29 protein-coding genes and 1 pseudogene are annotated in these 23,969 nt (G+C 63.9%); 6 read left to right on the plus strand and 24 right to left on the minus strand.

Going from position 1 to position 23,969, the window contains the following annotated elements; all coding sequences use genetic code 11:
- Window positions 1-7: 7 nt before the first annotated feature.
- The 6 genes from ABIC03_RS02330 to ABIC03_RS02355 form a co-directional block, all read right to left on the minus strand.
- A complete protein-coding gene (locus tag ABIC03_RS02330; RefSeq protein WP_354055181.1) occupies window positions 8-556 on the minus strand; it encodes a hypothetical protein in 549 nt (182 codons plus the stop codon).
- Window positions 557-582: 26 nt separating this feature from the next.
- Window positions 583-1,236: a tetratricopeptide repeat protein gene (locus ABIC03_RS02335; RefSeq protein WP_354055183.1), complete on the minus strand. Its 654-nt coding sequence runs from the start codon at window positions 1,234-1,236 to the stop codon at window positions 583-585.
- Between the two features lie 167 nt (window positions 1,237-1,403).
- A complete protein-coding gene (locus ABIC03_RS02340; protein ID WP_354055185.1) occupies window positions 1,404-2,996 on the minus strand; it encodes a class I adenylate-forming enzyme family protein in 1,593 nt (530 codons plus the stop codon).
- 73 nt (window positions 2,997-3,069) lie between these two features.
- Entirely contained in the window at window positions 3,070-3,654 is a 585-nt protein-coding gene (locus ABIC03_RS02345) for an NnrU family protein (RefSeq protein ID WP_354055187.1), read from the minus strand.
- A gap of 71 nt (window positions 3,655-3,725) precedes the next feature.
- Window positions 3,726-4,304, minus strand: a complete 579-nt coding sequence (locus ABIC03_RS02350) for a UCP034077 family protein (protein WP_354055189.1) — start codon at window positions 4,302-4,304, stop codon at window positions 3,726-3,728.
- A gap of 213 nt (window positions 4,305-4,517) precedes the next feature.
- Window positions 4,518-6,137 carry a peptide chain release factor 3 gene (locus ABIC03_RS02355; RefSeq protein WP_354055191.1) on the minus strand — a complete coding sequence of 540 codons (1,620 nt, stop codon included), beginning with the start codon at window positions 6,135-6,137 and terminating at the stop codon, window positions 4,518-4,520.
- A 161-nt stretch (window positions 6,138-6,298) separates the two neighbouring features.
- Here ABIC03_RS02355 and sugE point away from each other — a divergent pair, with 161 nt between their 5' ends.
- Window positions 6,299-6,613 carry a quaternary ammonium compound efflux SMR transporter SugE gene (gene sugE, locus ABIC03_RS02360; RefSeq protein ID WP_275167243.1) on the plus strand — a complete coding sequence of 105 codons (315 nt, stop codon included), beginning with the start codon at window positions 6,299-6,301 and terminating at the stop codon, window positions 6,611-6,613.
- Here the strand turns inward: sugE and ABIC03_RS02365 are convergent.
- The 7 genes from ABIC03_RS02365 to ABIC03_RS02395 form a co-directional block, all read right to left on the minus strand.
- Complete coding sequence (locus tag ABIC03_RS02365; protein WP_354055194.1) at window positions 6,606-7,613, minus strand: inorganic phosphate transporter; 1,008 nt, start codon at window positions 7,611-7,613, stop codon at window positions 6,606-6,608. The genes sugE and ABIC03_RS02365 overlap by 8 nt on opposite strands.
- Before the next feature lie 15 nt (window positions 7,614-7,628).
- Window positions 7,629-8,273: a DUF47 domain-containing protein gene (locus ABIC03_RS02370; RefSeq protein ID WP_007609240.1), complete on the minus strand. Its 645-nt coding sequence runs from the start codon at window positions 8,271-8,273 to the stop codon at window positions 7,629-7,631.
- Between the two features lie 158 nt (window positions 8,274-8,431).
- Complete coding sequence (locus ABIC03_RS02375) at window positions 8,432-9,400, minus strand: branched-chain amino acid ABC transporter permease (protein ID WP_007609238.1); 969 nt, start codon at window positions 9,398-9,400, stop codon at window positions 8,432-8,434.
- A gap of 1 nt (window position 9,401) precedes the next feature.
- Window positions 9,402-10,265 (minus strand): branched-chain amino acid ABC transporter permease, encoded by an 864-nt coding sequence (locus ABIC03_RS02380; protein ID WP_354055197.1) that lies wholly within the window; start codon window positions 10,263-10,265, stop codon window positions 9,402-9,404.
- A gap of 72 nt (window positions 10,266-10,337) precedes the next feature.
- Window positions 10,338-11,561, minus strand: coding sequence for an ABC transporter substrate-binding protein (locus ABIC03_RS02385; protein WP_354055199.1), 1,224 nt, complete (start codon window positions 11,559-11,561; stop codon window positions 10,338-10,340).
- Window positions 11,562-11,587: 26 nt separating this feature from the next.
- Window positions 11,588-12,334 (minus strand): ABC transporter ATP-binding protein, encoded by a 747-nt coding sequence (locus ABIC03_RS02390; protein ID WP_354055201.1) that lies wholly within the window; start codon window positions 12,332-12,334, stop codon window positions 11,588-11,590.
- Complete coding sequence (locus ABIC03_RS02395) at window positions 12,327-13,082, minus strand: ABC transporter ATP-binding protein (RefSeq protein ID WP_018459153.1); 756 nt, start codon at window positions 13,080-13,082, stop codon at window positions 12,327-12,329. The genes ABIC03_RS02390 and ABIC03_RS02395 overlap by 8 nt, the downstream gene beginning before the upstream one ends.
- 335 nt (window positions 13,083-13,417) lie before the next feature.
- Here ABIC03_RS02395 and ABIC03_RS02400 point away from each other — a divergent pair, with 335 nt between their 5' ends.
- On the plus strand, window positions 13,418-14,101 hold the full coding sequence (locus tag ABIC03_RS02400; RefSeq protein WP_354055204.1) for a PAS domain-containing protein: 684 nt from the start codon (window positions 13,418-13,420) through the stop codon (window positions 14,099-14,101).
- A gap of 3 nt (window positions 14,102-14,104) precedes the next feature.
- Here the strand turns inward: ABIC03_RS02400 and ABIC03_RS02405 are convergent, their stop codons facing one another.
- On the minus strand, window positions 14,105-14,479 hold the full coding sequence (locus ABIC03_RS02405; protein WP_354055206.1) for an ArsC family reductase: 375 nt from the start codon (window positions 14,477-14,479) through the stop codon (window positions 14,105-14,107).
- A gap of 105 nt (window positions 14,480-14,584) precedes the next feature.
- On the opposite strand from ABIC03_RS02405, the pseudogene ABIC03_RS02410 reads away from it, so the two are divergent.
- Window positions 14,585-14,952 (plus strand): annotated as a pseudogene (locus tag ABIC03_RS02410) (tRNA-binding protein).
- Here the strand turns inward: ABIC03_RS02410 and ABIC03_RS02415 are convergent.
- The 10 genes from ABIC03_RS02415 to ABIC03_RS02460 all read right to left on the minus strand — a co-directional run bounded on the left by ABIC03_RS02415 (window position 14,949) and on the right by ABIC03_RS02460 (window position 22,036).
- On the minus strand, window positions 14,949-15,659 hold the full coding sequence (locus tag ABIC03_RS02415; protein WP_354057476.1) for a glutathione S-transferase family protein: 711 nt from the start codon (window positions 15,657-15,659) through the stop codon (window positions 14,949-14,951). The pseudogene ABIC03_RS02410 and the gene ABIC03_RS02415 overlap by 4 nt on opposite strands.
- Window positions 15,660-15,752: 93 nt before the next feature.
- Window positions 15,753-15,896, minus strand: a complete 144-nt coding sequence (locus ABIC03_RS02420; RefSeq protein ID WP_007609210.1) for a hypothetical protein — start codon at window positions 15,894-15,896, stop codon at window positions 15,753-15,755.
- 112 nt (window positions 15,897-16,008) lie between these two features.
- Window positions 16,009-16,674 (minus strand): DUF429 domain-containing protein, encoded by a 666-nt coding sequence (locus tag ABIC03_RS02425; RefSeq protein ID WP_354055209.1) that lies wholly within the window; start codon window positions 16,672-16,674, stop codon window positions 16,009-16,011.
- Window positions 16,675-16,708: 34 nt separating this feature from the next.
- Entirely contained in the window at window positions 16,709-17,056 is a 348-nt protein-coding gene (locus tag ABIC03_RS02430; RefSeq protein ID WP_354055211.1) for a carboxymuconolactone decarboxylase family protein, read from the minus strand.
- Between the two features lie 3 nt (window positions 17,057-17,059).
- Window positions 17,060-17,581, minus strand: a complete 522-nt coding sequence (locus tag ABIC03_RS02435) for an RNA polymerase sigma factor (protein WP_354055213.1) — start codon at window positions 17,579-17,581, stop codon at window positions 17,060-17,062.
- A complete protein-coding gene (locus tag ABIC03_RS02440) occupies window positions 17,578-17,787 on the minus strand; it encodes a YgaP family membrane protein (protein ID WP_354055215.1) in 210 nt (69 codons plus the stop codon). Before ABIC03_RS02440 ends, ABIC03_RS02435 begins: the two co-directional genes overlap by 4 nt.
- A 98-nt stretch (window positions 17,788-17,885) precedes the next feature.
- Window positions 17,886-19,070 carry a serine hydrolase domain-containing protein gene (locus ABIC03_RS02445; protein ID WP_354055217.1) on the minus strand — a complete coding sequence of 395 codons (1,185 nt, stop codon included), beginning with the start codon at window positions 19,068-19,070 and terminating at the stop codon, window positions 17,886-17,888.
- 74 nt (window positions 19,071-19,144) lie between these two features.
- Window positions 19,145-19,837 (minus strand): GNAT family N-acetyltransferase, encoded by a 693-nt coding sequence (locus ABIC03_RS02450; RefSeq protein ID WP_354055219.1) that lies wholly within the window; start codon window positions 19,835-19,837, stop codon window positions 19,145-19,147.
- 4 nt (window positions 19,838-19,841) lie between these two features.
- Entirely contained in the window at window positions 19,842-20,189 is a 348-nt protein-coding gene (locus ABIC03_RS02455) for a Lin0512 family protein (RefSeq protein WP_275167260.1), read from the minus strand.
- 182 nt (window positions 20,190-20,371) lie between these two features.
- Complete coding sequence (locus tag ABIC03_RS02460) at window positions 20,372-22,036, minus strand: acetolactate synthase large subunit (RefSeq protein ID WP_354055222.1); 1,665 nt, start codon at window positions 22,034-22,036, stop codon at window positions 20,372-20,374.
- Window positions 22,037-22,221: 185 nt separating this feature from the next.
- Between ABIC03_RS02460 and ABIC03_RS02465 the strand changes: the two genes are divergently transcribed.
- From ABIC03_RS02465 to ABIC03_RS02475, 3 genes are all read left to right on the plus strand, one after another.
- The gene (locus ABIC03_RS02465; protein WP_275167262.1) at window positions 22,222-22,575 is read left to right on the plus strand and encodes an MmcQ/YjbR family DNA-binding protein; all 354 of its coding nucleotides are present in this window, start codon (window positions 22,222-22,224) and stop codon (window positions 22,573-22,575) included.
- Window positions 22,576-22,647: 72 nt separating this feature from the next.
- Window positions 22,648-23,520 carry a bifunctional helix-turn-helix transcriptional regulator/GNAT family N-acetyltransferase gene (locus tag ABIC03_RS02470; protein ID WP_275167263.1) on the plus strand — a complete coding sequence of 291 codons (873 nt, stop codon included), beginning with the start codon at window positions 22,648-22,650 and terminating at the stop codon, window positions 23,518-23,520.
- Window positions 23,521-23,577: 57 nt separating this feature from the next.
- Window positions 23,578-23,964 carry an ester cyclase gene (locus ABIC03_RS02475; RefSeq protein ID WP_275167264.1) on the plus strand — a complete coding sequence of 129 codons (387 nt, stop codon included), beginning with the start codon at window positions 23,578-23,580 and terminating at the stop codon, window positions 23,962-23,964.
- The last annotated feature ends 5 nt before the right edge of the window (window positions 23,965-23,969 follow it).

The following is a 23,969-nucleotide window of genomic DNA, read 5'->3' on the forward strand; positions in this document are numbered from 1 at the left end:
TGAAAAATCAGCGCGAGAAGCTGCCGCTCGGCATCGGCGCCGGGAAGGCGCCCTGCGTTTGCTGCTGGGTGGTCTGGGTCGGCTGCGCCTGCTGGACAGGCTGATCGGGCGGCGGCGCGGTGGTGCGCTTGCGCACGATCTTCTGCCTGGGCGGCGGAGTGGCCGCGGGCGGTGCGGCCTCGGGCTGGGCCTCGCCATCGACTTCGCCGGCGGGCGCCTCAGCCGGCGCGACGGCCGCGCTGGCCGGCTGCCTGGTCTTTTTCGCCTTGGCGCCCTTCGCCGGCTTCGGCTCGGGCTGGGGCTCCACAGGCAAGGCCGCGACGGCGGGTCCGTTCGGATCGGGCTGTTGCTGCGCGCCCTTGTACATATCCTTGGGAACGCCCTGCTCGAGTCCCGGCACGCCTTCCGGGAACACCGGCTTACGGTCGCCCGGCAGCTTCTTCTTGGTATCGAGGAAGTCGAGCATGTCGCTCGGATCGAAGCTGGAGCAACCGCCCAACACGCCCGTGAAGGCGATCAGGACGGCGGCTGCGATCAAGCGTGGCGTGCGGCGCATATCGGTATCTCGTCTCAGCTCTCGGCTCAGCTCTTCGCTACGGGCGGCAGCAAGGCTTGCAGAGCCTCGGCGCGTGAGCGCAAGCCGGGCGGCGTTTCGCCATCCTCGGCAATCGCGTCGAGCCATTTGCGGGCCGCGGTCATGTCGTTGTTGCGCCAGGCCGACAGCGCCAGCATCTCGCGGGCGGTATGACGGAAGGTCGATTTGGGCGCGGTGGAGGCGTCCAGCCGCTGCTGCATGTCGGCATAACCGGCACTGTCGAGCAGGAGGCCTGCGGCGCGGATCTTTGCCAGATCCTGCCACTCGCCGCCTGTGCTGCGGTCGGCGGCGATGTCGTCATACAGCTTGGCGCCTGCCTTGGGATCGCGGGCTGCAGCCTCGGCCGCAGCACGCAGCCGCGCAAGGGTGCGATAGCCCGATGGAGCCTTGGCAGCGAGCTCGGTGAAGGCCGCCTCGGCCTCCGCATGCTTGTCCTGATCGGACAGCTCGGCGGCCTTTTCGAAGGCGGCGCCGGCCTCGGCAGCCTTCTTGGCCTCGACATACTGGTAAGCACGCCAGCCACCCACGGCGGCGACGATCAACACCATCAGGGCGATGAAGACAATCGAATACTTGTCCCACAGCTTCTTGAGCTGTTCGCGACGTACTTCCTCGTCGACTTCGTCAAATAATTCAGACACTTATGCTAATCCCATGCCCGTCCGGGTGCGCGCGCCAAAGCGTTCGCGTCAGGAATCCCGTCCCCCACGTGGCGGCGGGGTACCCTAACGATATGGCGGTGGCAAGGCAAAGCGAGCCCGATCAAGGCGTTAACCACCGGGACAGCCCGGAGAGACGCCTCGCCGGGTCAGGCTCCCAACAGCTCCCGCAGCTGCCGCTTCAGCACCTTGCCATTGGCATTGCGCGGCAGCGGCTCCGCGGTGATCACCATCGTTTCCGGGACCTTGTAGTCGGACAACCGCTCCGCGCACCAGGCGCGCAAGGCCTCGCTGTCCACCGGTGCGCGCGCCACGACCACAGCGTGAACGCGTTCGCCCAGCACCGGGCACGCCTTGGCGACGATCGCACTCTCGACCACGGCGGGATGGCCGGCCAGCACGGATTCGACCTCGGCCGAATAGATCTTCAGGCCACCGCGATTGATCATGTCCTTCTGCCGGTCGAACACCCGGACAAATCCCTCCGCGTCGACCGAGCCGAGATCGCCGGAATGCCAGAACCCGCTGGTGAAGCTTTCGGCCGTGGCTTTCGGATTGTTCCAGTAGCCCTTGATCACGGAGGCACTCTGGATCCAGAGCTCACCGATTTCGCCAGGCGGCAGCTCACGCCCGTCCGCCCCCATTGCCAGGATGCGCGCACCCGGACACGGCAGGCCGACGCTGTCGATGTGGGTCGCCGTCAACTTGCCGGGCATGATCGTGGACGGCGATGTGGTCTCGGTCGCGCCGTAGCAATTCGCAAGCTCGAGGCCGGGAATGATCGCCTTGAGCTTCTCGATGGTAGCGACCGGCATCGGTGCGCCGCCAAAGCCTCCGATGCGCCAGCTCGACAGATCGTAGCTCTCGAAATCGGGCTGGAGCAGGCAGAGATTGTACATCGCCGGCACCATCACCGTGTAGGTGACGCGCTCGCGCGCGGCGAGCTTGAGATATTCGCCGGCTTTGAACTCTGGCATGATGATCAGCGCGCCGCCGCAGCAGATCATCGTCGTGATATTGGCGACGACACCCGTGACGTGGCCGAGCGGCACCGCCGCGATCGAGCGATCGGCCGCCGTCAATCGCAGGCAGGACACGAAGATCATCGAGGAATGGACGATGTTGCAATGGGCCAGCATCGCGCCCTTCGGCTTGCCTGTCGTGCCCGAGGTGTAGAGGATCATCGCGGTGTCCTCCTCGCTCGTCTCGACCGGCGCCGCGGCCGGCGCGTTGTCGACGAGCACCGCGAAATCCGACAGAGCCGGATCGTCGTCGACGGCGATGCGGTGGATCACATCGGGCACGTCTAGTGCATCCGGCAGCCGCTCCGCGAGTGCCGCCTCGTGGATCAGGATTTTGGCACCGCAGTCGGCGAGCACATAGGCGATTTCCGGCTTCTGCTGCCGCGTGCTGAGCAGCACCGTGACAAGCCCCTCATGCGCGGCAGCGAACAGCAGCAGCGGAAATTCGACGCGGTTGCCGAGCAGGATCGCGACACGATCGCCCCGCTGCAATCCGAGCTTGCGAAATCCCGCCGCGATCCGCGCAGCCTGCTCCGCGGCCTGCCGCCAGCTCAGCCGGACATCGCCCGAGATCAGCGCTTCGCCGTCGGGATTACGCGCGCAGGCATCTGCGATCATGGCCCATATGCTCACGGGGCGGTCGGCGAAGGCCGGCACCACGCGATCGCCAAAGCGCGTCTCGAGCCGCATCGGCGGGATCTGAGAATGCGACCAGTCCATCGGGATGCCCTCGGCTTGTTGCTCTTGTTACCTTCCGCGCATGGGCATGCCGGTGCTGTCTTGTGCTGATCGGCTAGCCGCCGATCACGGGAACACCGATCACGACCGGATGGAACGCAAACGCCAGCGCCAGATATGCGACGATTCCAACCACGATCGCGATCAGATCGTTGGTGACGCCGCCCACCGGAATCGGCGGACCGCCGCCATCGGTGCGACGCTTCAGCGTGATGCGGTCATACACCGCCCAGCCCAGGAAGGAGCCGAACAGGATGATGGAGCCGAGATCGCCATTGGCCAGAAGATGCGCCGCCGCCCACAGCTTGATGCCGGCCAGCATCGGATGCTTCAGCGTCGCATAGATGCGGCCGCGCAGATAGGACGCAACCACCAGGATGACCGCCGGCAGCATCAGCGCGAGGGTGATGTGCTTCAGCGCTTTCGGCGGATACCAGACGTCTATCCAGCCCGTCGCACGATAATGCGCGAAGCCCCAGATGATCAACGCGAGCCCCGCGAGCGAGGCGAGCGAATAGAGGATTTTGTAGGTCCCCTCGCCCAGCCTCGCGATTGCCTGCGCGCGCGCCTCGCGTTTCGTCGTGAACACATGCGCCGCAAAAAACAGCGCAAGCCCCAGGATCATGACCAGCAGACCCACGAGATTCTCCCCTCAACCAGCGCCCCAGCTCATGGCGTATCATCGATTGGCCGCGGGTCGCAACTGATGGGCTACTTGCCGATCTCGCGATTGTCGACATACCGGATCGCGATCGGCCGCCCGGCCAGGGCACCGCCAAGACCGCCGGTGAATTTCAGCGGCAAGCAGGCATTCAGCGATGAATTGATCGCCCTGAGATAGGTGGTTCTCGTCTCGGCGGGCACGCCCGCGGTCGCAAAGGTCAGGCGCGGCGGGCCGATCAGGCCGCCCGACTTGTTGAAGCTGAAACGCACGGCCATCTGCATGCCCGCGCGCGCATTGTCCGATGGCGGCGACCAGCAGCTGCGCAGCTCGGCGAAGAGGTCGCCGATCGTATCGAGATCGTGATCCGGCTTTTGATATTTGCCGCGATCCGCCTCCGGTGGCACGCTTTGGATCGTGAGCTGGAGGTTCTGGCCGTAGGGATAGTCGATCTCGGGAATACAGGGACCAGGCTCGAGCGGGCTGCAATAGGACGGCGTGCAGGGCCTGCCGTCGAGCACGCTGCACGGCTCGTGCGAAAACGGAATCGGGTTGATTTGTCGCGGCCGCGCGTCCGCGGCGATCGTCGAGATCGCCAGCAGGAGGAAAACAAGGATGCCGCGCCACATGACCAGAACGTGGCATCGCCGGAGAAGCCGTCAAGCCCGCAAGCGTTCACATGCTCGCGCGTACACGCGGTGTCGTCGTCCGGCTTGACCGGACGACCCAGTATTCCAGAGACGTTTGTGATTGAGCCGAGAGGCTGCGGCGTGCTGGATGCCCCGCTTTCGCGGAGCATGACAGCGGAGGGGGAGTGGCTGCAGAGCGGGCGAAGCCGCACCCTACCCCTTCTTCTTGACGTCCTTGACGTTGGTGAACTCGATGCCCTCGGCCCGTTCCCTGGTGTAGCCGAGATAGAACTCGTTCCGCGCCAGATAGACGGGGTCGCCGTCGACATCGTCGGCGATGCTGGAGGTGTTGGCCGCGATGAAGGTATCGAGCTTCTTGCGGTCGTCCGAAGAGACCCAGCGCGCAAGCTGGAACTCGCTGACCTCGAATTCAACCGGCAGGGAATATTCCGCATCCAGCCGCGCCTTGAGCACGTCGAGCTGGAGTGCGCCGACGACGCCAACCAGCGCGGGCGCGCCGTCGCGCGGGCGGAACACCTGCACAACGCCCTCTTCCGACATCTGCTGAAGCGCTTCCTTCAGCTTCTTCGCCTTCATCGCATCGGTGAGACGCACGCGGCGGACGATTTCCGGCGCGAAGCTCGGCACGCCGACGAAGTTGAAATCCTCACCGTCGGTCAGTGTATCGCCGATGCGAAGCGTGCCGTGATTGGGAATGCCGACGACGTCGCCGGCATAAGCCTCGTCCGCAACCGAACGGTCCTGCGCGAAGAAGAATTGCGGGCTCGACAGCGGCATGCTCTTGCCGGTGCGCACGAGTTTCGCCTTCATGCCGCGGCTCAACTTGCCGGAGCAAAGCCGCGCGAAGGCGATACGGTCGCGGTGATTGGGATCCATGTTGGCCTGGATCTTGAACACGAAGGCGCTCATGCGGGGGTCTGTGGCTTCGACCTTGCGCTGATCGCTCTCCTGCGCGCGCGGCTCGGGCGCGAACTTGCCGAGCCCTTGCAGCAAGTCGCCGACGCCGAAATTGCGAAGCGCGCTGCCGAAATAAACCGGCGTCAGATGGCCCTCGCGAAATGCTTCGAGCTCGAACGGTTTTGAAGCCGCGGTGACGAGCTCGAGCTCGTCCTTGACCGCGGACACGTCGAGATTGGCATTGAGCTTGCCGAGCTCGGCGATCTCGATCTGCTGCGCCGCGCCGGTCTTGGCGCCACCGCCTTCGAGCAGGCGCACGCCGCCATTGACGACGTCGTAGGTGCCGAGAAAGTCGCGGCCGCGACCGACCGGCCAGGTCATCGGCGTGGTATCGAGCGCCAGCGTCTTCTCGATCTCGTCGAGGAGCTCGAACACGTCGCGGCTCTCGCGGTCCATCTTGTTGATGAAGGTGATGATCGGGATGTCGCGAAGACGGCACACCTCGAACAGCTTTCGGGTGCGCGCCTCGATGCCCTTGGCGGCGTCGATCACCATGACGGCGGAATCGACCGCCGTGAGCGTGCGATAGGTGTCTTCCGAAAAGTCCTCGTGGCCCGGCGTGTCCAGCAGGTTGAACACGAGGCCCTCGAACTCGAAGGTCATGACCGAGGTCACGACAGAGATGCCGCGCTCGCGCTCGATCTTCATCCAGTCCGAACGCGTGTTGCGCCGCTCGCCCTTGGCCTTGACCTGGCCGGCCAGATTGATGGCGCCACCGAACAGCAGCAGCTTTTCGGTCAGCGTGGTCTTGCCGGCGTCCGGATGCGAGATGATCGCAAAGGTACGCCGCCGCGACACTTCAGCGGCAAGCGAGGAACGGGCCGTCGATTCGGCTGTGGTGGCGATGTCGGACATTGCGGCAGCGTTTGGCAGGGAAAATGAGCCTGATCAAGCCTCATCTGGTGATTGCGGAGCCTTCCGGCCAGCCCCATATCGGGCTTGGGTTGGGAGGACGGCCTTCCCCTCCCACAGCACACCAGTCGCGGGGACGACCCTGCCTTGAATGGAGGGTCGTCATGGCCTGGAGCATCCTGTTCGTCGCCGGTCTGCTGGAGATCTCCTGGGCGATCGGCCTCAAATATACCGAGGGGTTCTCCAAGCTCGTTCCGTCAGTCCTCACGCTCGGCGCCATGGCCGGCAGCATCATCCTGCTCGGGCTCGCCCTCAAATCGCTGCCGATTGGAACCGCTTATGCAGTCTGGACCGGCATCGGCGCGGTTGGTACCGCGACGCTCGGCATCGTCCTGTTCGGCGAGCCGGCCACCGCGTTCCGCCTCGCCAGCATCGGGCTGATCGTCGCCGGGATTGTCGGACTGAAGCTGGTTACCTGACGAAGAGCTTGACCGCCCACCAACTCAGCGCGGCGACGATGGCCGAGGCCGGCATCGTGATCACCCAGGCATAAACGATCGAACTGGCGACGTTCCAGCGCACCGCCGAGAGGCGGCGGGCGGCGCCGACGCCGACGATGGCGCCGGTGATGGTGTGGGTGGTCGAGACGGGAACGCCGAGGAAGGTCGCCATGAACAGGGTCGCGGCACCGCCGGTCTCGGCGCAAAAGCCCTGCATCGTGGTCAGCTTGGTGATGCGCAGGCCCATGGTGCGAACGATGCGCCAGCCGCCCATCAGCGTCCCCATCGCCATAGCGGCCTGGCACGAGAGCACCACCCAGAAGGGGACGAAGAATTCGCCGCCGAGCTGGCCCTGCGAATAGAGCAGCACGGCGATGATGCCCATGGTCTTCTGCGCGTCGTTGCCGCCATGGCCGAGCGAATAGAGCGAAGCGGAGGCGAATTGCAGGATGCGGAAGGCGCGATCCACGGCAAAGGGCGTGGAGCGCACCGAGGCCCAGGAGACGATCGCAACCAGCACCATCGCGAGCAGGAAACCGACGAGCGGAGACAGCACGATGGCGATCACCGTCTTGGACAATCCGCTCCAGACCGCCGCCGAAAGACCGGCTTTGGCCACGCCGGCACCAAACAAGCCGCCAATCAATGCATGAGACGAGGACGATGGGATGCCGAGCGCCCATGTCACCAGGTTCCAGACGATGGCGCCGACGAGCGCGGCGAAGATCACCTGAGCATCCACGATCGCGGGATCGATGATGCCGGTGCCGATGGTCTGGGCGACGTGGAGCCCGAACACCAAGAAGGCGACGAAATTGAAGAACGCCGCCCAGAACACCGCGTATTGCGGCCGCAGCACGCGGGTCGAGACGATGGTCGCGATCGAATTGGCGGCGTCGTGCAGGCCGTTCAGGAAGTCGAACAGCAGCGCGACGGCGATCAATCCGACCAGGACGGGAAGACCCAACGCAACATCCACGGCGTGGCCCCTGCCCTATACTTGCTCGATGACGATGCTGTTGATCTCGTTGGCGACGTCGTCGAAGCGGTCGGCGACTTTCTCGAGATGGTCGTAGATCTCTGCGCCGACGATGAAATCCATCGCGTTGCCGTCGCGATGCTTGAGGAAGAGTTCCTTCAGCCCGATATCATGGAGATCGTCGACGCGGCCTTCCAGCTTGCCCAGCTCTTCCGTGATCGCGGTCAGCATCGCCACGTTCTGACCGATCTTCTGCATCAGCGGCAGCGCACGGCCGACCAGATTGGCGCATTCGATCAGCAGCCCGCCGATCTCCCGCATCGGCGGCTCGAAGCTGCGGACTTCGAACAGCATCACGGCCTTGGCGGTCTGCTGCATCTGGTCGATGGCGTCGTCCATCGAGGTGATCAGGTTCTTGATGTCACCACGGTCGAACGGGGTGATGAAGGTGCGGCGCACCGCCGTCAGCACCTCACGGGTGATGTTGTCGGCATCGTTCTCGAACTGGTTGACGCGCTGACAATAGACCGGCGTCTCCTCGCCCCCGTTGAGCATGCTCTGGAGCGCGATCGAGCCCTGGATCACGGTCTGGGCGTGGCGGTCGAACAGGTCGAAGAACCGTTCTTCCTTGGGCAGGAAAGCGCGAAACAATCGCATCATGGGGGAGAGACTACCGGTTGGATTATGGCCTGGCCCAAGCGGGCCGTCATGAAACTGTCATAGACCATTTTCGATCCACGCGCGTGCCACCTCACGCCCGTGGAGCCGGATCATCCACCGCTTTCGCGCGTCAGTACATCTTCCATTATATCAATTACTTACAGCGACCGCCGGAAGTAATGCGCGATTTCGCCGATGACGCCACGGCGGAAGGTGAGCACGCAGATCACGAAGATCGATCCCTGGATCACGGTCACCCACTGGCCGAACCCCGCCAGATATTGCTGCATGGCGATGATCACGAAGGCACCGACCACGGGACCGAACACGGTTCCGAGTCCGCCGACAAGCGTCATCAGCACGACTTCGCCCGACATCGACCAGTGCACGTCGGTGAGCGAGGCATTCTGCGCCACGAAAACTTTCAGCGCACCGGCAAAGCCGGCCAGCGTGCCCGAGAGGACGAAAGCCAGGAACTTGTACTGATCGGTCCGGTAACCCAGCGAGATCGCCCGCGGCTCGTTCTCGCGGATCGCCTTGAGGACCTCGCCGAACGGCGAGTTGATGATGCGGAAGATCAGCAGGAAGCCGGCGAGGAAGCCGACCAGAACCACGTAGTAGAGCACGGTCGGCTTGGTCAGATCGAAGACGCCGAACATGCGTCCCTGCGGAATGCCCTGGATGCCGTCTTCGCCATGGGTGAACGGCGCCTGGAGGTAGATGAAGTACAATAACTGCGACAGCGCCAGCGTGATCATCGAGAAATAGATGCCCTGGCGGCGGATCGAGATATAGCCCGTGATGAGCGAGAGCACGAAGGCACCGGCGACGCCGACGAGGATGCCGAGTTCCGGCGGCAGCGCCCAGACCTTCAGCGCATGCGCGCTGCAATAGCCGGCCGTCCCCAGGAACATCGCATGGCCGAAGGACAGCAAGCCGCCATAGCCGATCAGCAGGTTGAAGGCGCAGGCGAGCAGCGCGAAGCACAGCGCCTGCATCACGAAGAACGGGTAGACTCCGGTGAATGGCACCGAAGCCAGCAGCAGCGCCATCACCACGAACACGATCATCTCGTCGCGGATCGAGCGCGGGGTTACCGGCAGCGTGTCGTCCGTCAAGGCTGTCATATCAGGCCGCCCTTCCCGTCAATCCCGTTGGCTTCACCAAGAGCACCAGCACCATGAGCACGAACACGACGGTGTTGGAGGCCTCGGGGTAGAAATATTTGGTCAGGCCCTCGATCACACCGAGCGCGAAGCCGGTGATGATGGAGCCCATGATCGATCCCATGCCGCCGATCACGACCACCGCGAACACCACGATGATGAGGTCGGCGCCCATCAGAGGCCGCACCTGGTTGATCGGCGCCGACAGCACGCCGGCGAGCGCGGCAAGGCCGACACCGAGGCCGTAGGTCAGCGTGATCATGCGCGGCACGTTGACGCCGAAGGCGCGCACCAGCGTCGGGTTTTCGGTGGCGGCGCGCAAATAGGCGCCGAGCCGCGTCTTCTCGATCAAGAACCAGGTCGCGATGCAGACCACCAGCGAGAAGATGACGACCCAGCCGCGATAGACGGGCAGGAACATGAAGCCGAGATTCATGCCGCCCTTGAGCTGATCCGGAATGGCATAAGGCAGGCCGGAGGAGCCGAAGTAGTTCTGGAACACGCCCTGCACGATCAGCGCAATGCCGAAGGTCAGGAGCAGACCGTAGAGATGATCGAGCCCGGTCAGCCATTGCAGCATGGTCCGTTCCAGGATCATGCCGAAGAGGCCGACAATGATCGGCGCAAGCAGCAACGCCCACCAATAGTTGATGCCGCCGAGGTTCAGCAGGAAATAGGCGACGAACGCGCCCATCATGTAGAGCGCACCGTGGGCGAAATTGATGATGTTGAGCATGCCGAAGATCACGGCAAGCCCGAGACTGAGCAGCGCGTAGAACGAGCCGTTAATCAGTCCCACCAGTAGCTGAGCGTAAAGAGCCTGCATCGATCCCGCACCCGGTCCCTTCGGCGTTCCCTGAAAGTCGCCCGCAGACCTGATGGCCTGCGGGCGGTTATCTTACTTCTTCAACAGCGCGCACTTGCTCTCGGACAGCGGCGTGAAGGCCTGGTCGCCCGGCACCGTACCGACCAGCTTGTAGAAGTCCCACGGTCCCTTGGACTCGGAGGGCTTCTTCACCTCGAACAGATAGGCATTGTGGATGGTGCGGCCGTTGGGCTGGATCTCGCCCTTGCCAAACAGATCGTCTTCCGTCGGCATCGACTTCATCTTCTCGACGACCTTGGCGCCGTCATGCGGGTTGCCGCCGAGCGCTTCCAGGGCCTTGAAATAGTGACGCACGCCCGCATACACGCCGGCCTGCACCATGGTGGGCGGCGCGTTGTTCTTCATCTTCTCGGCGAAGCGCTTGGAGAACGCACGGGTCTGGTCGTTCATGTCCCAGTAGAAAGTCTCGGTGAAGTTGAGGCCCTGTGCGGTCTCGAGCCCGATCGCCTTCACGTCGGTGAGGAACAGCAGCAGCGCCGCGAGCTTCTGGCCGCCCTTGACGATGCCGAACTCGGCCGCCTGCTTGATCGTGTTGGTGGTGTCGCCGCCGGCGTTGGCAAGGCCGATGATCTTGGCCTTGGAGGCCTGCGCCTGGAGCAGGAAGGACGAGAAGTCCGGCGTGTTCAGCGGGTGCTTGACGCCGCCGACCACCTTGCCGCCATTTGCGGTAACGACAGCGGTGGTGTCGCGCTCCAGCGCCGCGCCGAAGGCGTAATCCGCGGTCAGGAAGAACCAGGTGTCGCCGCCGGCCTTCACCAGCGCCTGGCCTGTGGTGTGGGCCAACATGTAGGTGTCGTAGGTCCAGTGCACCGTGTTGGGCGAGCACTGCGCGTTGGTCAAATCCGAGGTCGCCGCGCCCGAGTTGATATAGACGCCGTTCTTTTCCTTGATGACGTTGTTAACCGCAAGCGCCACGCCGGAATTCGGCACGTCGACGATGACGTCGACCTTGTCGACGTCGAACCACTGCCGCGCGATCGCGGTGCCGATGTCGGGCTTGTTCTGGTGATCACCCGAGATGATGTCGATCTTCCAGCCCTTCGCAGCCAAGCCGGAGTCTTCAATGGCCATCTGCGCGGCGAGCGTCGAGCCCGGTCCGCCGAGGTCGGCATAGAGCCCGGACTGATCGGACAGCGCGCCGATCTTGACGGTCTTGTCCTGCGCGAAGGCTGCACCGGTGGCGGTCACGACCAGCGCCGTGCCGAGCAGAAACGACGCAATCGACTTTGTGATCATGCTACTTCCCTATGAATCTTTTTGTTCTAGACGCCGAGATAGGTGTGGAGCTTGTCCATGTTGGCGGCAAGCTCCGCATTGGCAAATCCGTCGATGATCTTGCCGTGCTCGACCACGTAATAGCGGTCGGCGACGGTGGATGCGAACCGGAAGTTCTGCTCGACCAGGAGGATCGTAAAACCCTCCTTCTTGAGCCGCGCAATGGTGTGGCCGATCTGCTGGATGATGACGGGCGCAAGACCCTCGGTCGGCTCGTCCAGCATCAGGAAGTTCGCGCCGGTGCGCAGGATGCGCGCGATCGCGAGCATCTGCTGCTCGCCGCCGGAGAGTTTGGTTCCCTGGCTGTTGAGCCGTTCCTTCAGGTTCGGAAACAGATCGAATATCTGCTCGAGCGGCAATCCGCCGGGGCGCACCACCGGTGGCAACAGCAGGTTCTCCCGGACATCGAGACTGGCGAAAATTCCCCGCTCTTCCGGGCAGAATGCGATTCCCATCCGCGCGATCTTGTCCGAGCTCGTGCGGATGATGTCCTGGTTGTTGAACTTCACCGAGCCGGTGCGCTTGCCGATGATGCCCATGATCGACTTCAGCGTGGTGGTCTTGCCGGCGCCGTTGCGCCCGAGCAGGGTGACGACCTCACCCGCGTTCACGTCGAAGTTGATCCCGTGCAGGATGTGGGACTCGCCGTACCAGGCTTCGAGGTTGCGGACCTGGAGGAGGTTGCCGCCGCTCGCGGCCTTTGCGGGAGCTTCCGCCGATGCAGTCTCAGCCATGACCGGCTCCCAGATAGGCTTCCTTGACGCGTTCGTCCTTGGTGAGCTCGCTGTAATGGCCCTGCGCCAGCACCTGCCCGCGCGTCAACACGGTGATGATGTCGGAGAGATTGGCCACGACGCTCAGATTATGCTCGACCATCAGGATGGTATATTTCGCGGAGATGCGCTTGATCAGCGCCGCGATCTTGTCGATGTCCTCGTGGCCCATGCCGGCCATCGGCTCGTCCAGCAGCATCATCTCTGGGTCGAGCGCGAGCGTGGTTGCGATCTCCAGTGCGCGCTTGCGCCCGTAGGGCATCTCGACCGCGGGCGTATTGGAAAACTCGCTGAGGCCGACATCGTTCAACAGCTCGCGCGCGCGATCGTTGAATTGGTTGAGCACGGATTTGGAGCGCCAAAAATCGAAGGAGCTACCGTGCTGGCGCTGAAGCGCGACGCGGACGTTTTCCAGCGCGGTGAGATGGGGAAATACCGCCGAGATCTGGAACGAGCGAACCAGCCCCAGGCGGGCCACGTCGGCGGGCGCCATCGCGGTGATGTCCTGTCCCTTGTACAGGATTTTTCCGGCAGACGGTTTGAGGAACTTGGTCAAAAGATTGAAGCACGTCGTCTTGCCGGCGCCGTTCGGGCCGATCAACGCGTGAATGCTCCCACGGCGAACCTTGAGCGCAACGTCGCGGACGGCGAAGAAGCCCGCGAACTCCTTGGTCAAGCCTTCCGTTTCGAGAATGAACTCATCGGCCAAACAGTTTTCCCCCTGCCCGCACAACGCGCGTGGCTATCCTTGTTGCTTCGGCTTTCCGGAGGCCTTGGAGCCACTCCTTGGAGCCCATCCGGAACGCCGCCTCCGGGCGCGGAATATGCCGGAGGTGACGGGGGTTAGGCAAGGCGGAAAGCTGAGCAGGTCAGGCCTCCGGCCGGGAGACTTATGCTCCCTTAGTCGGACGTGTTTTGATGTCGCGCCTGCCCGGCCTCCCGGTTCGCAAAGCGCCGGTCATCAAGCCGTCGTTAACGGTCTTTCGTTCCCTACGCCAGCCTTCATAGAAAATTTTCCCGCCGCGAGGATCATGCGCGGGTTTCATGCGTCCGGAATTTCTATTCGCCGGGAATATTGCCTTGGATTTTGCAAGCGCGGCTCCTTCCGTGGTCAAGTCGATCCGGCAGCGTGATCTCCTGAACACGTGGCTGCGGCTTTATGCGCGCCAGCAGACGGCCCCGGCGATCTGGGAGTACCAGCCTGCGCGGCTCGAGGAAGAGCTCTCCGATCTGATCTATTATACGGTGGATGCGTCGACGCCGACGCCGCGTCTGACCATCCAGAGCGAAGGTACGCGAATCTCTCGCGCCTATGGACACACCGGCAAGGGCGTTCTGCTCGACGAGTATATCGGGCCGCGTCTCGTGCCGTTGGTGATGCCGGTCTATCATGAATGCGTGGCGCGCGGGCTGCCTGTCTACAGCGTTGCCGACGTCGATGACATCTACGGCCGTATCGTCGCCTATGAGCGCCTGCTGCTGCCTTTCCAGACCGACGGCAAGGTCTGTCACATCATCGCATCGCTCAAGACCTTCTGCGAGGACGGCGGCTTCGAGATCGAGAATCTGATGCGCGGAAATGACGCGCTGCCGCGCCCGAGATTGAGCGCGGTGATCGACCGCGACCTGTTCCATCGCCCCCCCGGCCGCATCGCGCCCGCCGAGCCGATCGAGTTCGCGGACCAGCAGGGCTCCGGTGTTCCCACCGAGATCATCGAGCTGAACTAGCGGTCAGCGCGATTTGACGGCGGCTTCCTTGGTCGTGACTTCCTTGGCATAAATGTCCGGCTTGAATCCGACCAGCAGCTTGCCACCAACTTCAAGCACCGGCCGCTTGATCATCGATGGTTGCGCTAGCATCAACGCCAGCGCCTTTTTCTCGGAGAGGCCTTCCTTGTCGGCATCGGGCAGCTTCTTGAAGGTCGTCCCGGCGCGATTGAGCAGCGTCTCCCAACCGACCTTGTCGCTCCACTGCTTGAGCTTGTCCTTCTCCACGCCCGCCGTCTTGTAGTCGTGAAACGCGTAGGCGACGCCATGGGTGTCGAGCCAGGCGCGCGCCTTCTTCATGGTGTCGCAGTTCTTGATGCCGTAGATGATGTTGGGCAAGACAGTCCTCGCGCATGCGTCATATCGTGATGCTTCGGCGTTGTACGCAACTCCGGTTCGCGCGACAATATTGCGAACGACGCCAGCTCTCCGAACGGACACTCCATGCACGTCACCCACGATCCAGCCGCGACCGCGTCGCCGACCATCGACTTCAACGCCTTCCTCGCGGTCGATATCCGTGTCGGCACCATCATCGATGCAAAGCCGTTCCCGGAAGCGCGCAAGCCGGCCTGGCGGCTGTGGATCGACTTCGGTCCCTCGATCGGCGTCCGCAAGAGCTCGGCCCAGATCACCGAAAACATCCGCTTGAAACGCTGGGCCAACAGGTAGCTGCGGTCGTGAATTTCCCGCCGCGCCAGATCGGCCCGGTCGTCTCGGAGGTGCTGACCCTCGGTTTCCCCGATGCCGAAGGCAAGGTCGTGCTGGTGCAGCCGAGCAAGCCGGTGCCGAACGGCGGACGGCTGTTCTAGTTTCCGGGCCGCTTCGGAATGTTCAGCCCGCGCTCGACCGCCGGACGCGCCAGCCCGCGTTCGAGCCAGGCCGCGACGGATTTGAACTGGCTGAACTCGACGAGATCGCCGGCGCCGTAGAAACCGATGAGGTTGCGCACCCAGCCGAGCATGGAGATGTCGGCAATGCTGTAATCGTCGTCCATAAACCATTGCCGGCCGGCAAGATGCATCTCCATCACCCCGAGCAGCCGCTTGGCCTCGCCCACGTAGCGCTCCAGCGGCCGCTTGTCCTCGAAATCCTTGCCGGCGAATTTGTGGAAAAAGCCGACCTGGCCGAACATCGGCCCGATGCCGCCCATCTGGAAATGCAGCCACTGGATGGTCTGGTAACGGCGCGCGGCATCCTGCGGCAGCAGCTTGCCGGTCTTCTCCGCGAGGTATTGCAGGATCGCCCCGGATTCGAACAGCGGCAGCGGCCTGCCGCCGGGACCATTGGGATCGAGGATCGCCGGGATCTTGCCGTTCGGATTGAGCGAGAGGAATTCCGGCGTCTTCTGGTCGTCCTTGCCGAAATCGACGAGATGGACTTCGTAGGGAAGCCCGATCTCCTCCAGCATGATCGAGACCTTGACGCCGTTCGGCGTCGGCAGCGAATAGAGCTGGAGCAGCTCCGGGTGCTTGGCCGGCCAGCGCTTGGTGATGGGAAAGGCGGACAGATCGGACATCAGGACCCCGGCTTCGTTCACGAGATGCCGCCTAGTCTAGGCGAGCGAACGAACGACGCAAGGTCGAGTGGTCAGATCATTTTCCCGCGCAGGTCACAACGGCCGCAGCAAATGGTTGGTGGCGTGCATCACATCGCGCTGTGCGCGTTGCTCGATGAAGAGCTGGCCGGTGACGAGCAGTGCTCCGGTGAAGACGAGCGCAAGCATCGCGGTAGCGAATTGACTGGCATCCCTCATCGGACGAGCTTCTCCCTCTTCGGTTCACACGAGGAACGCGGGCCAGCCGTCGTCAGTTCCTGCAAGCTTCAAATAATTGCAGCTTTTTCCCGACCCTAGCACGCGGACAGCCTCAATAATTAATCTCCATCCGCAAGCCCCGGGGGTCGGTCTCCTCCCCGCCGAACCGCTCCGTGCTATCGCGCGCTGCGACGGCGCAGGCACAGGCGTCGATGAGATCGTCACGGCCGATCCCGGTGCCATGTCGCTGAGTCAGCCATTTTGGCAAGCGCGCGAAGCCGCGCTGCTCCAGGAGTGCGATACGCTGCTCGCGGCCCTCCGCCGATGTCTTCCTTGCAAGCCGGACCCGCCCAGCCAGATTCCAGAAAATCAATTCCGGATGCGCTTCGCCGATGGTCTCCTGCCGCGTCGGCGTCATGATCTCGTCGACCTCCCTGATCTTATCCCTGATGTTCCAGAGCTGCGCCGATACGCCCTTGCCCTTGCCCTCGTATTCCCAGTAGTGCCGGTTAGCTGCAGTCATGTCGGCGAATGTCCAGAGGTCACGGCGCGCGCCGAGAAACACGGCGGGACCGACCAGCTCGCGCGCGCGCAAATCGCAGATGCGATACCCGCTCGGCTTCAAGCCGACCGGCATGTCGATCATCGCCCGGGCATGCGGCAGCGCGAGCAGCCGCGCGAGACCCGGCGAATAATCGAAGCCGTGATCACCGCGATGGTCGATCCAGGCGGCGACCCAGCCGAAGCGGAATCCATCGAGGCCGAGATGGTTTGGCAAGCTCCTGATCCTTGACGGGCATCCGCCCGCTCCTCTATCCCAGTTCCTCGCCCCGATGCCGCTCGAACAGGCGCTGCGCCAACAACGCATGGCCGAGCGTGCCGCCGGCGCGAACCGCCGCCGCGATCAGCGCGGCTTCCGCGATTTCTTCGCGCGTTACACCGGCCTTCGCCGCCTGCGCCGTGTGCACATCGAGGCAATAGGCGCACTGCGTGGTGAGCGCGACCGCGAGCGAGATCAGCTCGCGATATTTTGGCGGGATCAATCCGTCCTTGCGCTCGACCGCGTGGTTGAACGCAAGAAACGCGTTGGCCTCTACCGGCGCCAGCGCCACGAAGGCAGAGATGGATTTCAGATCGTCAGGGCCTTGATAATCGGCCATGGCTCATCTCGTCAGGTATTCGCGCATCAGCGCGCGGGCGCGATGCAGGCGGGCCTTCACAGTCTGCCGGGTCGCGCCGAGTGCGACGGCAATCTCGTCGATGGTCAATTCCTTGACGTCGCGCATCAGCGCGACATCGCGGTAGTGCGACGGCAGCGCCTCGAAGGCCGCTGCGACGTCGAGCCGCAAATCGGCTTCAGGACGCGACAGCAGCAGCGCCTCCGCCTCTCCGCCGTCGATCGCCGGCGCGAGGCTTGCCTTGCGGGCGAGCCGCAGGCATTCGCGGCGGACCACACTGAACAGCCAGGCCGAAAACGCCAGCCATGAGCGGATCGTGCCGACATGGCGAAACAGGATCCACAGCGCCTCCTGCGTCGCATCCTCGGCATCCGCCGAGCTGCGACAGGTGGCACGGGCATAGCGGCGGATGTTCGGCGGCGCCGTCTCGAGCAGAGACGCGATCGCCTGGGGATCGCCGAGGCGCGCGGCCTCGAACAGGTCCGGCGAGATCACAGCGGCGCTCACGAGACGCCTCCTCTTCCGATGCCGGCCATCGCGCACATCGGACAATAGCCGACGAGGCCCGTCAGCGCGAAGCCGCCGCCGCCGAGCGCCGCCAGCCACGCCGCGGCGCCGGTGAAATAGACGAATGCCGCGGCGGCCACCGCGACGCCCAAGGCGATCCGCACGGCTTGGTGCAGGCCGCCGATGTTCTTCCTGTAAAATGCCATCACATCCTCCGACATAAGCCGAAGCAAAATGCCTCGACCCTCAAGAGAGGGCGCGACGACCGGAAAGGATTCGCGGCGACGTGCAATTTTCTTCGCGATCAGCCTCCGACGGCCTGATAGGCCAGACGCTTGAATTCGAAGAAGAACGGATTCCAGAAGCCCATGTAGCGCTGCGCCATCAGCACACCGGCGGTATTGGCCTGCGGGCAGATCCACCAATGGGTGCCGGCAAGGCCGCCCCACTGGAATTCGCCGGTCGAGTTGGGAGGATCGAACGGCATCGGCGCGAAGGTGACGGCGCCGCCGAGGCCAAAGCCCTTGCCGGGGATCGGGCCGAGATTGGCGAAGCGGATGTTCTCGCCGGCGGGCAGCTGGTTCGTCATCATCTGCCGCAGCGTCTCCGGCTTCAGTAGCGCATCCGAGCCGGGGAGCAGCGCCCGTATCAAAGCGAGCATGTCGGGCAAGGTCGAGACCAGTCCGCCGCCGCCCGACAGCCGCGGGAATTGCCGCCGATAGGCCTGCGGATAAGGCAGGTCGTCGGCCCGGGTGAGGCCGGGCTTCATGGGATCGAGCACATCCGTGCCGTTGTAGAGCGCGACCAGCCTGCCCTGCTGCGCGTCCGGCACGTGGAAGCCGGTGTCGGTCATGCCAAGCGGATCGAAGATGCGCGCCTTGAGGACGGCGTCGAGCGGCTTGCCGGAGACGACCTCCACGACACGCCCGAGCACGTCGGTCGCCACCGAATATTCCCAGGACGCGCCGGGATGAAAGGACAGCGGCAGATCGGCGAGTTGGTCGATCATGGCGGCCAGCGGCGTCAACGGATTGAGAACGCGCGCCTCGTTATAGCCTTTGAACAGCACCGTACCGGGATCGAAGATGCCGTAGCTGAGGCCGGAGGTGTGGGTCAGAAGCTGCCGGATCGTGATCGGGCTCTTCGCCGGCTCGACGTCGGCAAGGCTCAAAGCACCCGGCTTCAGAACCTTGCGATTGCCGAGTTGCGGCAGGAATTTCTCGACAACGTCATCGAGCCCGATGCGGCCGTCCTCGACCAGCAGCATAATCGCGCAGGTGACGAAGATCTTGGTATTGGAGAACGCGCGAAAAATGTGATCGGGCCGCAGCGCGGTGCCCGCCTCGCGATCGGCGAAACCGACGCATTGCTGATCGACCACCTCGCGGCCCCGCAGCACCGCCCAGGATGCACCTGGAATGATCTCCTGATCGACGTAACGCTGCATTGCTGTCCGCGTGGCGGAAAAATCAGGTGTTCTGGCGTCCATGTGTTTCCCCGATGATGGTTGGGATCGATATAGCGTGAATTCGCCGGATATGAAGCCTGACCGGACGGCGCGGCTTATTCCTGCTTCATGAACGCAGTCACGTGCAGGCGGCGCCGAATCCACATCCCCTGCCGCTCGTACAGCGCGATGGCCGAGGAGTTGCTCGAGAACACGTGCAGGAACGGAATTTCGCCGCGCGCCTCGATCTGGCGCGCGACCGCCGCCAGCAGCGCCTGCGCGTAACCCCGCCCGCGATGGTCGGGGCGGACGCAGACAGCCGTCATCTCGACGAAATTGCCGGGCCTCATACGCTCGCCGGCCATCGCGACCAATTCGCCGCCGGCGCGGATGCCGAGAAACGTTCCGAGCTCGTGCGTGCGCCGGGCGAATGGACCCGGCTTCGTCAACTCCGTCAACGCCATCATGGCCGGAACGTCGGCCGCACCCAGCCGGACGATCTCGGCATCGCGAAGCGGACTGTCGGCCGGAGAGCCGATCATCTGCTCGCAGGGTCCGGCCAGCACGAGCTTGAAACCTGCGGGAACATCGACGGCCTCCGGTGTGAACAGTGCGGCGACCTGCGAGCCCGACAGGAGATCACGGAGCGCGGCAAAGCTCGCCTCGGACATGTCGACCATGTCGGCAAAGGGCGTCACGTCCACCGGATAACGCAACGCTCGCGGGCCACCTTCGGCCAGATGTTTGTGGCTGGTCGTCAGCGCGCTCCAGATCGGGCGATCCAGCAGCGTCACGTCACCGTTGGACACCGGCCTAGTCCTTTTCGAAGCTGACGATGACGGCGGCATTGGCGATGAGGATGGGGTCGTTGCCCTGTTCCGGGGCGGAGGGAATCTCCAGTCCGCCCTTCACCGCGTTGACGGTGACCGTGCCGTAAGGCAGCTCCTTCGCGACCGCATCCTTGTCGACGGCTTCGGGATTCGGCACCGCGATCGTGACGTCCACGAACATGTCGTTCGCAGTCTTGTCGATCATCCGGAAGAAGCCGAGGCTCGAGTGCCTGATGGCATCAGAGACGGCACGCTTCGCCGCCTTGGTGGCGTCCCTGCCATGGACGTCGACACCCATGCCCATCTCGGTGATACAGCGAACGCGAGCCATGTCTTTGTCCTGTGATTGATTAGATTGGGTTGATGCAAGTTGTTATCGCATTTTGGTTGATCGTCATACTCCGTCATTGCGAGAAGCGAAGCGAGGAAGCAATCCAGACTGCCCCTGCGGAAAAAGTCTGGATTGCTTCGCTTCGCTCGCAATGACGACGGAGGCAACCGCATCGCACAAACTCACGCCTTCGACTTCTCCCGCGCCCGCAGTTCGTCGACGAGCACCCGCACATTCTCCGAATAATCGATTGGGATCACGACCAGATGGACGCCGCCCTCCTTGAAGGCGGCATCCAGCGTCGGGCCAAAAGTGTCGATGCTCTCGATGCGATGTCCCTTCGCTCCATAGGCCCTCGCGTACAGGACGAAATCGGGATTGCCAAAGGTCATGCCAAAATCGGCGAAGTGATCGACGGCCTGTTTCCAGCGGATCATGCCGTAGGCGTTGTCCTCGAGCACCAGCACGACCAGATTGAGCTTGAGGCGGACGGCGGTCTCCATCTCCTGGCTGTTCATCATGAAGCCGCCGTCGCCGGCGACCGCGAGCACGCGGCGCTCCGGATACAGCATCGCGGCCATCATCGCCGACGGCAGGCCGGCGCCCATCGTCGCCAGCGCATTGTCGAGTAGCAGCGTGTTGGCGACGCGGGTGCGATAGTTGCGCGCGAACCAGATCTTGTACATGCCGTTGTCGAGCGCGACGATGCCGTTCTCCGGAATGACCTGCCGGATATCGTGCACGATGCGCTGCGGCGTCGGCGGCCAGCGCGCTTCGGTGGCGCGGTCGGCGATCTGCGCGAGAATCTTTTCGCGCAGTGGCAGCAGCGCGGCGGCTTGCGGCAGCTTGCCTTCGAGCCGGTCGGCGAGCAGTTCCAGGCTCGGGCCGACGTCGCCGACGACTTCCGCATCGGGAAAGTAGACCAGCTCGACGCTGGCCGGCGTGTAGCTGACGTGAATCACCTTCGGGCCCGACGGTCCCATGATGAAGGGCGGCTTCTCGATCGGGTCGTGGCCGATCGCGACGATCAGATCGGCGGCGTCGATCGCGTCATGAACGTAGTCGCGCTCGGACAGCGCGGCGGTGCCCATGTAGAGATTGGTGCCGCCGGGCACCGTGCCCTTCCCCATCTGCGTGGTGAAAAAGGGAATGCCGGTCCGCCGCACGAAGCTGGCGATGCCGTGGGTCGCGCGCGGCCGGCTGGTCGCGGCGCCCATCATCACCAGCGGGTGCTTCGCGGCCAAAATCATCTCGGCGGCGCGGTCGAGCGCGGCGCGATGGGCGACCGGGATCTCGATCGGATGAACCGGGATCATCGGCACATCAGGCACTTCATCGCCTGCGATGTCCTCAGGCAGTTCGAGATGCACCGGCCCCGGCCGCTCCTCCATCGCCACGCGAAACGCATCGCGGACCACCGTCGGGATGCTGGAGGCGCTGATGATCTGCCGCGACAGTTTCGTCAGCGGCTTCATGGTGGCGACCACATCGACGATCTGGAAACGCGCCTGCCGGCTGCTCATGATCGGCTTCTGGCCGGTGATCAAAATCATCGGCATTGCGCCAAGATGCGCATATGCCGCGCCCGTCGACAGATTGAGCGCGCCCGGGCCGAGCGTCGAAAGACATACTCCGGGCTTGCCGGTCAGCCGTCCGTGCGTCGCGGCCATGAAGGCGGCGGCCTGCTCGTGACGGGTCAGGATCAGTTCGATTTTGGAGGTGCGGAGCGATTCCACCAGATCGAGATTCTCCTCGCCGGGCACGCCGAAGATGCGGTCGACACCTTCATTCTCCAGCGCGGCGACAAACAGGTCGGATCCTTTTGCTTTGCGTTCCTGCCCACTCATGTCGCCTCCCGGTCACAATGTCGGCTCCCCGTGTTCCACGGCAGCCAGAGCATGGTAACGGTCCGCGCCGCGGGCACAACTCACAAAGAGGCGCGCAGCTGTATCATCCCTGTCATTGCGGAGTCTGGCGACAACGCTCGTCCCTCTCGTGTCCTTGCCGCGTGCGCTGTGCTATGGCTCAGGCGATGACTCCCAAGACCTTCGAAACCCGCTGCCTGCGCCTGCCTGCCGTCACCAAGGTGGTGCAGTGGGAGGGCACCTCCGTGTTCAAGGTCGGCGGCAAGATGTTCGCACTCGGCGGCGGCTTTGCCGCGCGCTCCGGCGGCTACATGTTCAAGGTCTCGAACATGGCCTATGCCATGCTGATCGAGCACGGCCTCGCGCGGCCGGCGCCGTATCTAGCGCGCGCCAAATGGGTGCAGCTCGTCGGCAACAACGCACTGCCGGACGCCGAGCTCACGGGCTATCTGGCGCAGGCGCACGCGCTGATCGCGGCGAAACTCACGCGGAAGTCCCGCAAGGCGCTGGGCCTCGACTGAAGCGCAGCCGCAGCTGAAGCGAAAGCCTGCACAGATTGACTCCGATGATATGCCTGACTAAAGTCAGACATCATGCTCGACCCTGTTTCCCGCGTCCGCCGCTTCAACCGCGCCGTCACGTCCGCTGTCGGCGCGCTCGACACGTCGTTCCTGGGACGCGGACGGCCATTGGGGGCGGCGCGCGTGCTCAACTCGATCGGGCATGGACGTTCGGACGTGGCCGAGATCCGCGACTATCTGGCACTCGACTCCGGCCTGATGAGCCGTCTGCTCCGCAGCCTCGAGGATGAAGGGCTGGTCGAGACCAACGCGCATGACGACGATGCCCGCCGCCGCGTGGTATCGTTGACGCGTGCGGGCCGGCGCGAGTTCGCGGCCTATGAGGCGCTGTCGAACACGCAGGCCGAGGGCTTCCTCGCACAACATTCGCAACGCGAGGCGCTGCTGGCGGCGATGGATTTGATTGCTTCCGCATTGACGCGCGAGCGCGTCGCGCTGGAGGAGATGGATCCGCGCAGCGAACAGGCCCGTTATTGTCTCGGCGAATATTATGGCGAGCTCGGCCGCCGCTTCAAGCAGGGGTTCGACGTCTCGCTGTCGCGCGATCCTGACGCCAAGGACATGCGCCGCCCGCGCGGCACCTTCATCGTGGCGATGTCGGACACGCTGCCGGTCGGCTGCGTCGGGCTGAAGGGCACGGATCACGGCTATGCCGAGATCAAGCGGCTGTGGGTCGCACCGGCGGCGCGCGGATTGCGGCTCGGCCGGCGCCTGATGGACGCGACCGAGGATGCCGCGCGCGGGCTCGGCATCAAGCTGCTGCGGCTTGACACCAACAGCGCGCTGGCGGAGGCCGGCCAGCTCTACCGGCGAAGCGGCTGGAGCGAGATCGCCCGCTTCAATGACGATCCCTACCCGGACCTGTTCTTCGAAAAACGTCTGTGAGCGCCGGCGCCGATCGCAGCGTTGCCGCGTTATGGTCGGAGCCGCAGGAGCAACGCCATGACCAGGTCAGACCTCGCCGACATCTTCCGCAACTACATCGCCTGCCTGAACCGGCAGGATTGGCCCGCCCTCGGACAGTTCGTCCACGATGACGTCGTCCACAATGCGCGACCGTTCGGACTGTCCGGCTATCGAGCCATGCTGGAGCAGGATTTTCGCGAAATTCCGGATCTGCATTTCAACGTCGAGCTGCTGGTCTGCGATCCGCCCCACATCGCGTCCCGGCTGACGTTCGATTGCACGCCGGCTGGAACGTTTCTGGGGCTGGATGTGAACGGCAGGCGCGTGTCCTTCTGCGAAAACGTGTTCTATCAATTTCGCGACGGAAAAATACGGCAGGTGTGGTCCATCGTCGACAAGCCCGCGATCGAGGCGCAGCTCTAGCGCTG

This window comes from Bradyrhizobium sp. RT6a (assembly GCF_040547675.1).
Lineage (GTDB): Bacteria > Pseudomonadota > Alphaproteobacteria > Rhizobiales > Xanthobacteraceae > Bradyrhizobium.

Bases quoted from the DNA above. Each gene is read 5' to 3' on its own strand.
- sugE (WP_275167243.1), top strand. From the start codon at position 6,299: ATGGCCTGGAGCATCCTGTTCGTCGCCGGTCTGCTGGAGATCTCCTGG.
- ABIC03_RS02340 (WP_354055185.1), bottom strand. From the start codon at position 2,996: ATGGACTGGTCGCATTCTCAGATCCCGCCGATGCGGCTCGAGACGCGC.
- ABIC03_RS02475 (WP_275167264.1), top strand. From the start codon at position 23,578: ATGACCAGGTCAGACCTCGCCGACATCTTCCGCAACTACATCGCCTGC.
- ABIC03_RS02385 (WP_354055199.1), bottom strand. From the start codon at position 11,561: ATGATCACAAAGTCGATTGCGTCGTTTCTGCTCGGCACGGCGCTGGTC.
- ABIC03_RS02445 (WP_354055217.1), bottom strand. From the start codon at position 19,070: ATGGACGCCAGAACACCTGATTTTTCCGCCACGCGGACAGCAATGCAG.
- ABIC03_RS02370 (WP_007609240.1), bottom strand. From the start codon at position 8,273: ATGATGCGATTGTTTCGCGCTTTCCTGCCCAAGGAAGAACGGTTCTTC.
- ABIC03_RS02470 (WP_275167263.1), top strand. From the start codon at position 22,648: ATGCTCGACCCTGTTTCCCGCGTCCGCCGCTTCAACCGCGCCGTCACG.
- ABIC03_RS02460 (WP_354055222.1), bottom strand. From the start codon at position 22,036: ATGAGTGGGCAGGAACGCAAAGCAAAAGGATCCGACCTGTTTGTCGCC.
- ABIC03_RS02465 (WP_275167262.1), top strand. From the start codon at position 22,222: ATGACTCCCAAGACCTTCGAAACCCGCTGCCTGCGCCTGCCTGCCGTC.
- ABIC03_RS02430 (WP_354055211.1), bottom strand. From the start codon at position 17,056: ATGGCCGATTATCAAGGCCCTGACGATCTGAAATCCATCTCTGCCTTC.
- ABIC03_RS02420 (WP_007609210.1), bottom strand. From the start codon at position 15,896: ATGAGGGATGCCAGTCAATTCGCTACCGCGATGCTTGCGCTCGTCTTC.
- ABIC03_RS02355 (WP_354055191.1), bottom strand. From the start codon at position 6,137: ATGTCCGACATCGCCACCACAGCCGAATCGACGGCCCGTTCCTCGCTT.
- ABIC03_RS02400 (WP_354055204.1), top strand. From the start codon at position 13,418: ATGCGTCCGGAATTTCTATTCGCCGGGAATATTGCCTTGGATTTTGCA.
- ABIC03_RS02390 (WP_354055201.1), bottom strand. From the start codon at position 12,334: ATGGCTGAGACTGCATCGGCGGAAGCTCCCGCAAAGGCCGCGAGCGGC.
- ABIC03_RS02415 (WP_354057476.1), bottom strand. From the start codon at position 15,659: ATGTCCGATCTGTCCGCCTTTCCCATCACCAAGCGCTGGCCGGCCAAG.
- ABIC03_RS02375 (WP_007609238.1), bottom strand. From the start codon at position 9,400: ATGACAGCCTTGACGGACGACACGCTGCCGGTAACCCCGCGCTCGATC.
- ABIC03_RS02455 (WP_275167260.1), bottom strand. From the start codon at position 20,189: ATGGCTCGCGTTCGCTGTATCACCGAGATGGGCATGGGTGTCGACGTC.
- ABIC03_RS02350 (WP_354055189.1), bottom strand. From the start codon at position 4,304: ATGTGGCGCGGCATCCTTGTTTTCCTCCTGCTGGCGATCTCGACGATC.
- ABIC03_RS02440 (WP_354055215.1), bottom strand. From the start codon at position 17,787: ATGGCATTTTACAGGAAGAACATCGGCGGCCTGCACCAAGCCGTGCGG.
- ABIC03_RS02330 (WP_354055181.1), bottom strand. From the start codon at position 556: ATGCGCCGCACGCCACGCTTGATCGCAGCCGCCGTCCTGATCGCCTTC.
- ABIC03_RS02380 (WP_354055197.1), bottom strand. From the start codon at position 10,265: ATGCAGGCTCTTTACGCTCAGCTACTGGTGGGACTGATTAACGGCTCG.